A 9094-nucleotide genomic window follows, 5' to 3' on the forward strand; every position below is an offset into this window, starting at 1 on the left:
ATCCTTTTTTTGAGTACTCCATGAATCAATCAAACTATTAGGAGGAGTGGTTGCTGCTGTCGGTTCATCATGGACTTGATTCTGAGCGGCTGTGTTACTTGTGCTTTCGCCTGAATTGCCCTGGTTCGCTTCTGTAGCAATCGTTTGCAGCTTGTCTTGATAAGTGAGGTGACTAAAGGCAAGAACAAAAAGAGATGAAAAGATAATTGCGCACAGTACTATGATTTTTTTCAAGATAATTAGAATCCCCCTTACTAATTGTGAATGTTATCTATTATTATAATGAAACTGATAGAGAAGGGGAAGGGTAGGATAGAGAATTAATGGCGTTATGACCATTATTATTATAAAAAACAGGCCTCTTGTGAAAGAGGTCTACTAATTATTTCTATAATAACTAAACATCCCCACAGCCAGAAGCGTGGGGATGCTTAATGTTTATTAGTAGTCTAGCTTTCCGAAATAATACAAAACTTTAGCAGCTTGAGCGCGTGTTGCGCCTCCGCGTGGGTCGAAAATTCTTCCATCTTCTTTTCCTTGAATAATTCCAAGATCCATCGAGTATTGTATTGGTGCCATTGCATAATCGCTGATAGAATGATTATCTTCAAAGCTTAATGCAGGCTCAACATCAATCTCTACGCCAGTTTCATATTCGTAAGCACGCATTAACATAAGTACCATTTGTTCGCGTGAAACATTCTCTCTTGGAGCAAATGTTCCGTCCGGTTTACCTTTAACGATCCCTGCTTCATATGCAGCGATAATGGCATTTGTATGCTCACCAGAGACATCTTTAAATGGATTAGTTGTATTACCTGTTGGCTCTAAACCAACTGTGCGTGTAAGAAGTGCAGCAAAATGAGCACGGCTAATGTTGTTACTAGGTTTGAACGTTCCATCTTCATAGCCGTTAATTACACCATCTTGAGTTAGGGCATAGATATAGTCAAAAGCCCAGTGATTCGTACGAACATCTGAGTAAGGTGATTCAACATCTTCTTCAACCACTTTTACTTGAATGCGACCTTCAACTTCATAATCAATCGCACCCTTTTCTTCCATAAGAAGTCCAGCATAATTGATCATAGCATTTGTCACTAAACCAGCATCTTCTTGAATAGTTTCACCGACAAAGTTATACCCATCTCCACCTGTAGCGATGAAGTTGTTAAGTGCTACTGTATACGTTTGATTCATTTCAATTGGCTCACCATCTACATATAAGTCTGCATCAACATAATTTCCTTCTTGATCTGTGTAAATCGTGTAGTGTAAGCCTGATGTTTGTAGGTCAATTTGTTTGCGCCATGAGTAAGAATACTCAATAACATCTTTCAGCGCAGCTCCAGTCATTTCTTTCTCTGTGATAATATTTCCAAAAGGTTCGACGGTAAAGATATCACCTGCTGTAATGTCACCAGGGGCAATACTTGCGCGAATACCACCGCCATTTGTAAGAGAAATGTCAGCATCAAGAGAATCACGAACAGCATCCATCCAGAAGTTACCTAGAGGAACATCTCCTACATTACGACCATCACGAGTCAACCCAGTGTTTGTGTAGCCGATTACAGTATTCAGTAATTCTTCAGCTTCTGCGTTGTATGAATCTACCATTGCTTGAATGTCATCATTTATAGCTTCTAATTGAGATACTTGTTGTAGAAAGCCTGTTACTTCAACTTCACCTGTTTCTAAATCAAGCTCTAATTCAAGGTTACCGATGTTATTAGCATCTCCACCTGTTTGAGCGATCGCTGTACCATTAACAAATTGTGGCTCACTAAGAGTTGTATGAGAGTGGCCACCGATTATAACATCAATAAAGTCAACGGATTCAGCTAATCTACGGTCTTCACTGTAACCAATGTGAGTAAGAGCGACAAAAAGATCCACCTCATCAGCTAAGTACTCATATTCAAGAGCTGTAGCGACAGGGTCATGGAACTGAAGTCCAACAATTCCTGCAGGAGCTGTTGCTGGAGGTGCTTGAGTTAAACCAAGTACACCGACTGTAAGTCCATCTTCAAACTCGAAAATTTCAAACGGATCTGGTTGTTCGATCGCGATTGTTTCATCTACTACTTCTGTGTTGGSACTTAGCCAAGGGAAAGATGAATCTAAGACGCGTTGTGCAAATACTTCTTGTCCATAATCAAATTCATGATTACCAATGGTCATTGCATCAAGCTGCATAACATTTAATAATTCAATGATTGGTTCCCCATCTTTAAGATCAACCACCGGGTTTCCACTAAAGATATCACCAGCATCTAAATATAAGAAGTTAGTGTAGTTTTCGCGTTGTGCTTCAATGTAAGCACCAATCTTACCAAAATTGTTGATTTTTGCGTGTATATCATTTGTATGTACAATGTTTAAAGTGGCAGTATCGGATTCGTTAGCTAGGACTGTTCCTTGAGGTGAGAACCCAACACTTGAAAAAAGGACAACTAATAAAGTAAGAAAGATCGCTTGAATTTTACTTTTAACGACGAATTGATTCATATTTACCTCCATGTTTCATTTTTTTCGCTATAAATCGTGTGAAAGCGAGTACAAACTAAGTATAGTAGAACATTTAGACAATGTATATTTATTTTTTAGATTAATAGATAAAGTTTGATAATTTTTCAGAATCAAAAAAGGATACGAACAATTATGTTCGTATCCTAATCTCAAGTTATTCCGTCAACATATCTACCATAACTTCAAGCTCAAGGAAGTGTATGTCTTCATTATCCTCAATCTGAAGAGTAATAACAGCCATTAACTCCCCATTTTCTAGTTGTTCTCTTTCCTCATCTGTTATTTCATAGGAGAAAGAGTAGGAGCCATCTTCATCAGAGATTTCGATGTCTTCTATTATAGTGTCGTTGATCGTAATATCGATAAGCTCGAGTTGATCATAACCATTTAAAAAGAGTACAAATTGAAGGTCATTATTTTTTACAACATCATTGAATGTAGCTACTAATTCAGGGTTATTCTCATCTTCAACCAGATCTTCATCAATAATCTCTTCTTCAAATTCTTCTGGTGTAACATCTTCTTCGATTTCATCTGTTTCATCTTCTACTACTTCAACTACTTCTTCTCTTTCATCCGTTTCCTCAATCTCCTGAACCTCTTCTGTATCTTCAGATTCAGTCACTTCCTCGGAATCTTCCTCATCAGTAGCTTCAGAGGCCTCAGCTCTAGTCACTGTTGCTCTTAATTCTGCTTCTTTAGCATTTAGAGATTTGACGAAAGGAGCAATCCTTGGATCGTTCGGGATGGTTAACTCATCTAGCTTTCTAAGCAATTCTGCTACTTTTGCCTGATTTCCTTTTGCAAGTTCATCTTCTATTTGAAGTAAAATAGTATCTTTGACAAAAGCATTTTCTGAGACGCGTAATAAATCATTAACCGATGTAACGTAAGCATTCGTAAAGAGTCGACGGTTTCCAACTCCTATAACACGTTCGATCGATTCTTCTGTTCGATCTCTCTCAATAAGAACGTTGTCCCGACGAATGCGGACACGGTCTGATACGGTACCTCTTGCGAATTCTTCTTCAAGTAATTCTGCTCGTCTATCCAATAGTTCACCACGGTTAATCACTCGAATGGTCACCGTTGCGCGTCTTCTGAGCTCCACTGCTCGATTAAGTCGATCTTGTAGATTGCGTTTTAACTCAGAGGCATTTAACGATCTGACAATCTGTACAGCATGATTAATCTGGTCATTGGACTTGTCATATTGAGCTTGGAAAGCAGGTGTAAGCGCAACATCATCAGGAGAAGAGAATACATAATAATCGACTAGTTTATTTGCCTCTTGTTCTGCACTTCTTACTTCTCTTTCTGCAACTTCTCTTGCTCGACCTTGATAAAGCTTATGGCTTTCTTGGGCGACATAAAGTCCTACGTAACGATTCTGTACCCATATACGGTTAAATTCAGAGATTGGTAGATTTGTTGGTCCGACATATCTACCTAGCTCTGGTGTAAAGGCCGGGCGGTGAAAGTCATTAATAAACCAATCAGTCATGCCGCCCCCAGAAGGGTTAGATCCTGCATAGATAAGAGGATAGCTTGTTAAAGAACTAATTTGTCTTGCAATACGTAAATCTCGCTCATATCTAGCCCCAGTCTGAAGGAAATTCCAGAAAAGAATCTCGCCACTAGAGTGATAGTTAACTGCTATTTCAGGATCGATCCTTCTTGTGAAATTCACCATCGCTTTCGTTTCACTAGCTGAATGAGGCGAGGTTCCTTTATAGTTTTCGAAATGAGGTCTGCCTGGGTCGTTTCGAATAGTTGCCCAAAGCGCATCATATTGACGGTTGAGGTCGACTCCTTTTGCATTGGCCTTCCATCTTTTGAAATTGAGACTTCCGTTATTCATGGTGATTAAACCTGAATGAGAACTACTAGGAAAGGCAGAAAGACCTTTTTGCTGAAGTTCTACACCATCTGGGTTGACCATTGGGACAAACCAAATGGTTGTGTTGTCTAGGATAGAGCGTATAGGATAGCGGCCGTTATCGTAGCTTCTATTGCTTCGATATCCTTGGGCATATTGTTCAATCATATGCATATTAAGGTTAGTTGATAGCCATTCTCTAGCATGGTGCGATCCGTTAATAAAAACCGTCGAGTGTCCATTACCTAGAGCGACAGCATAAATATTGCGTCCATATTCGCTCTTTCCAATCACTTCGTACTTAATTAAGTCAGGATATGTTTGAGCAAGGCGTTGGATATCTCGTTCCATTTGTGCGTATGTATACTCTTGATGAGGATTTACAATTGATGCAGAAGCATTTTGAGGAATAAACAAAATGTAGAGCATCACTACTCCAAGAAATAAAAATAAAGATTTTCCATGCAACTTTTTCATTGTTCTCTCCTTCGAATCTATTTAGTCCCATGGATAGTTTACTAGAAAATTAAGGATAATTGACTAAAAATATAAAAAAAATAAAAAAAGTTCGAAACTCAGAGAAAATTGAGCTTCGAACTTTTTTATTAAAATGTACGAGATGGCATAACAATGGAGATTTTTAAGTTAGCGTTGTGTTCACGAATCTCGTCCATGATTTGTTTGTCTGTGACACCTTCTTTAGGAACAATCGTGTATGTAAGTTGATACATGGTTCCTAGGTTCGTTGTTTCAACTTGCAAAAGAGTATATTCATCTAATAAGCGAGTAAAAAGCTCATCGAATAATTTCTCGTAATGCATGTTTTCTGGAATCGTTACTTTTAACGTCTTTTTGAAGCTATCTTTCTTACCATAATCAACCCCGTGCAAGATGAAGATTAATAGCGATAACGTGATAGCAAATAGAACAGCTAACGTGTAGAAACCGAGGCCACAAGCGATACCTGCTGCCATTCCGAAGAAGATAAATGCGATATCTTTTGGATCACTCATTGCACTACGGAAACGAATAATAGAAAAGGCACCAACAAGTCCAAAGGCAACAGCGATGTTATTGCCGATTACAATCATAATAACGGAAACAACAACGGACATAATAATGATAGTGTGTACAAATGATTGGGAATATTGTCCGCCGGTATAAGTTTTGCGATATACCCAAGTGATTAAGAGACTTAATACAAAACTAAGTAAAATAGCTGCAAAAGATTCAATGATTGCTGAGCGAGTGGTGAAATCTGAAAAATACTGTAATTCATTAATAAATTGATTCATAGTCTACTCCTACTAAACGTTATATAAATATTTTTTCTTTTAAATGGAAGGGTTCTTTTCTTTTGTTTTCTGCTAAATCAATACTTGTACAAAATTTGGAGACACTTTTCTTCTCACATTCTAATTCACTAAGAAGGCGAGTTAACCAAAGCGGGACGCTATGTGTTACCTTTACTTCCATAATAACGAGATCATTTGCCACAAAATTTCGACCCAATGGTCCTGCTTCGACGGCTAAGTTATCATCTCGGCACATCAGATTATAGTCAAATGTAACGCGCAAATCATCTTCGTATAAGCCGTGAAATGCTTGGCGGTCATAGCTAACGATGATTTTAGGATCAAGTTCGTATAAGTTACGGAATGCATGAACCTCATTTAAAATTTGTGGGTTAGATACATCGTATTGGTGTTTATGTTGAAGTGATTGTGAATCTAAGAAGTGGTAAGCATCTTTCAGCTTAATTTTTGTGCGTCTTTTGTTTACCACGTTATTGTACTTTTGTTTCACTTCGAGGAAAGCAGCATCTTCTAAGCCTGCGTCATCATAAATACGTAGACGTAATTTTTGCCTGAAGCGTAATTTGTTCCGAGTTTCATAATAGATTTTCTTATCTTTAGAATCGAAGTATAAACTGATAATATTATATCGACCTTGATCACCAAATTTGTCATATCTCATACGCTCAAGTAAATGAGGTACTATTTGTTGATAAACATGATAGGGAATCAAGTATTTTAATTCGTATCTACTAAAGATTTCCAACGCCATGGATTTCCCCCCTTTTCCAAGAGAATAGTTTAACATGAAATTTACAAAAAAATAAAATTGATCAAATAAACTTTACAATATGTTAACATGATACAGTATAACATTGATGTCTAGACCTGTCATTGAGCTTTCATGCTTATAATATGGCAAATTTTCAAGACAATTATTGAATGGAAATACTGGAATGCGTTGAAGGAAATTTTACATATACGAAAGAAATGTGGAGGTTTATGCAAGATGAAAACAAAAATCATGTTAATGCTTATGAGCTTAGTGTTAATTTGGATCGTAAGCTTTTATATGTTGAATGAAAGCCGTGCATCAGAGATTCAAATTGATGATCCCGCCTTAGAAACCGCTCTTATGAATCAACTTCAGGTCGACTCACTTAACGAACTAACAGATGAGGGTTTAAGACAAATAACTTCTCTAGACTTGAGTAACTCGAATATTAAATCTCTAAGAGGTATTGAGAAATTTGCCTATGTAAACACGCTTGATGTTTCAAATAATCATATTGAAAATATAGAACCTTTATTAAGATTGAGACGGTTGGTTCACTTAAACATTACTAATAATGAAGTGAGGTCGATTGACGGCATTGAACAATTAGGAGCCCTAGAGAGCTTATCAGCTGCCGAGAACAGAGTGACTGATACTCAATCATTAAAACGTTTGTCACGATTATTGACTTTAGATCTAGCTGATAACCAAATCTCTTATATCGACCCAATTTCGTCACTTCTTGCTTTAGAAACGTTAAATATCAATGGGAATAATGTGACAGACATTAGTCCATTGAGCACTCTCGATAATTTGGTTGCGCTCGATGCTAGCTACAATTTCATTCAAGACTTTAGTCCGTTACAACAAATCGCAAGCCTTAGAGAGGAACTATATATAGAAGGAAACCCTTTTGTTTCGTTAGATTCATTAGAGGACTTTTATTTAGAAATAGCCAATCGTGATTGGGAGGACTTGTCCGATCAAGTAGTTCCTTCTCTTAGAGGAGGAAAGAAAGAGCAGGAGGTGTCGGTAGAATTGTCGATACCAACTGAGTCGGACGCTGCCATTTACTATACATTAGATGGATCAACACCTGATGAGAACTCTTCTATTTACCAAGAACCGATTGTCATTGAAGATTCCACTGTTCTAACCGCTAAAGCGATATCCTCGACAGGTATAGAAGGGGATGAAATTCGTGAAACCTATCTGTTCAATACAACGTCACAATTACCTGTGGTGTCTGTGAGCACAGATCCAAGAAATCTCTTTGATGAAGAAGTAGGCATTTATGTACCTGGGGTAAACATGAACCCGCGCAGTGGGGATCCCGCAAGTACTGGGAATTATGCGATGACGGGTCGTGAGTGGGAGAGACCCATCAAACTTGAATACTTCGATAAAAGAGGAGAGTTAACTCTCTCTCAACAGGCGGGGATAAGAATTCATGGTGGGGCCTCAAGAGGTTATGATAGAAAATCATTTAGACTATATGCCAGAAACGATTATGGAAAATCCACTTTTAATTATCCATTCTTTGGAGAAGAGGACCATCCGCAATATAAGCGCTTGCTTCTACGGAACTCTGGTAATGACTACAACAACACATTATTTAGAGATGGCTATTTACAAACATTAGTAAAAGGTCAAATTGATATCGAAACACAAAATTATGAGCCTGCTGTTCTTTATGTTAATGGAGAGTACTGGGGGATCTATAATATACGTGAACGTTACGATGCTGATTATTTTGAAGATGTTAAAGGGATTGACCCTGGAAACTTAGATTTTCTTGATAACAATGGTCAGGTAGTGAATGAAGGGCGTAATGCTCAGTATCTTGAGGTTCAAGATTATATTCGAAACAATGACTTGTCAGAGGACGAGCATTATGAACAGGTTTCTAAGTGGATTGATATCGATAATTTCATCGATTATAACCTGATTGAAATTTTTGTTCGTAACACCGACTGGCCTGGTAACAACCGCTCTTTTTATAGAGATCGCGGTGGGGACGGGTTATGGCGTTGGGTTATTTACGATTTAGACTTTGGATTTGGACKGTTCGGGGGACCTCATGCTTACCGTCATCACTCTTTAGAGATGGCAACGGAAGCTGGTCAAGATTCAATGCCTAATCCAGACTGGTCCACTTTAGAACTACGCTCATTATTGGAAAATGACCATTTCCGCGAAGAGTTCATTGGTCGAATGAGCCTTTACTTAGATACCGTGTTTCATCCAAGTAGAACGATACCAATGTTAGAAGAAATGGCACAGGTAATTGAGTCAGAGATGAGTAGGCATATTGAACGTTGGGAAAAACCTGAATCGATCGAACGTTGGAATGGTAATGTGAATGGAATGAGGCAATTTGCAGAAGAGCGTCCTGCTTATATTCTAGCTCAGTTTGCTCAATTCTTTGATCGCGATGGGGTAGCAACGTTAAATATAAGTGCATCCTTACGTGAACAGATTGAAGTAAACGGAAAATCTTTGGATGGTGAAGGTGCCGCTGGGGATCGTGAATTCAAGTGGTTAACGAATACACCGATGCAACTAACGTACCAAAATGAAAAAATTGAACTAAGAGCTGATCATGAAGGAGTC

The 9094-nt window shown here is 38.2% G+C and carries 6 protein-coding genes; 1 reads left to right on the top strand and 5 read right to left on the bottom strand.

The annotated features are described in order from the left end of the window. The 5 genes from AB685_RS23520 to AB685_RS23540 form a co-directional block, all read right to left on the bottom strand. On the bottom strand, nt 1–234 hold a 234-nt coding region (locus tag AB685_RS23520; protein WP_047973011.1), incomplete at its 3' end, for a hypothetical protein. Nucleotides 235–441: 207 nt separating this feature from the next. Then, nucleotides 442–2511: a 5'-nucleotidase C-terminal domain-containing protein gene (locus AB685_RS23525; RefSeq protein ID WP_053073937.1), complete on the bottom strand. Its 2070-nt coding sequence runs from the start codon at nt 2509–2511 to the stop codon at nt 442–444. A 175-nt stretch (nt 2512–2686) separates the two neighbouring features. After that, a complete protein-coding gene (locus AB685_RS31450) occupies nt 2687–4888 on the bottom strand; it encodes a M14 family metallocarboxypeptidase (protein WP_082153745.1) in 2202 nt (733 codons plus the stop codon). Nucleotides 4889–5016: 128 nt separating this feature from the next. Then, on the bottom strand, nt 5017–5706 hold the full coding sequence (locus tag AB685_RS23535; RefSeq protein ID WP_047973012.1) for a DUF4956 domain-containing protein: 690 nt from the start codon (nt 5704–5706) through the stop codon (nt 5017–5019). A 19-nt stretch (nt 5707–5725) separates the two neighbouring features. After that, on the bottom strand, nt 5726–6478 hold the full coding sequence (locus AB685_RS23540; RefSeq protein WP_047973013.1) for a polyphosphate polymerase domain-containing protein: 753 nt from the start codon (nt 6476–6478) through the stop codon (nt 5726–5728). A gap of 237 nt (nt 6479–6715) precedes the next feature. Here AB685_RS23540 and AB685_RS29895 point away from each other — a divergent pair. Beyond that, nucleotides 6716–9094: CotH kinase family protein (locus AB685_RS29895; RefSeq protein ID WP_198530575.1), on the top strand; the 2379-nt coding region annotated here is incomplete at its 3' end.

Source organism: Bacillus sp. LL01, from assembly GCF_001037965.1.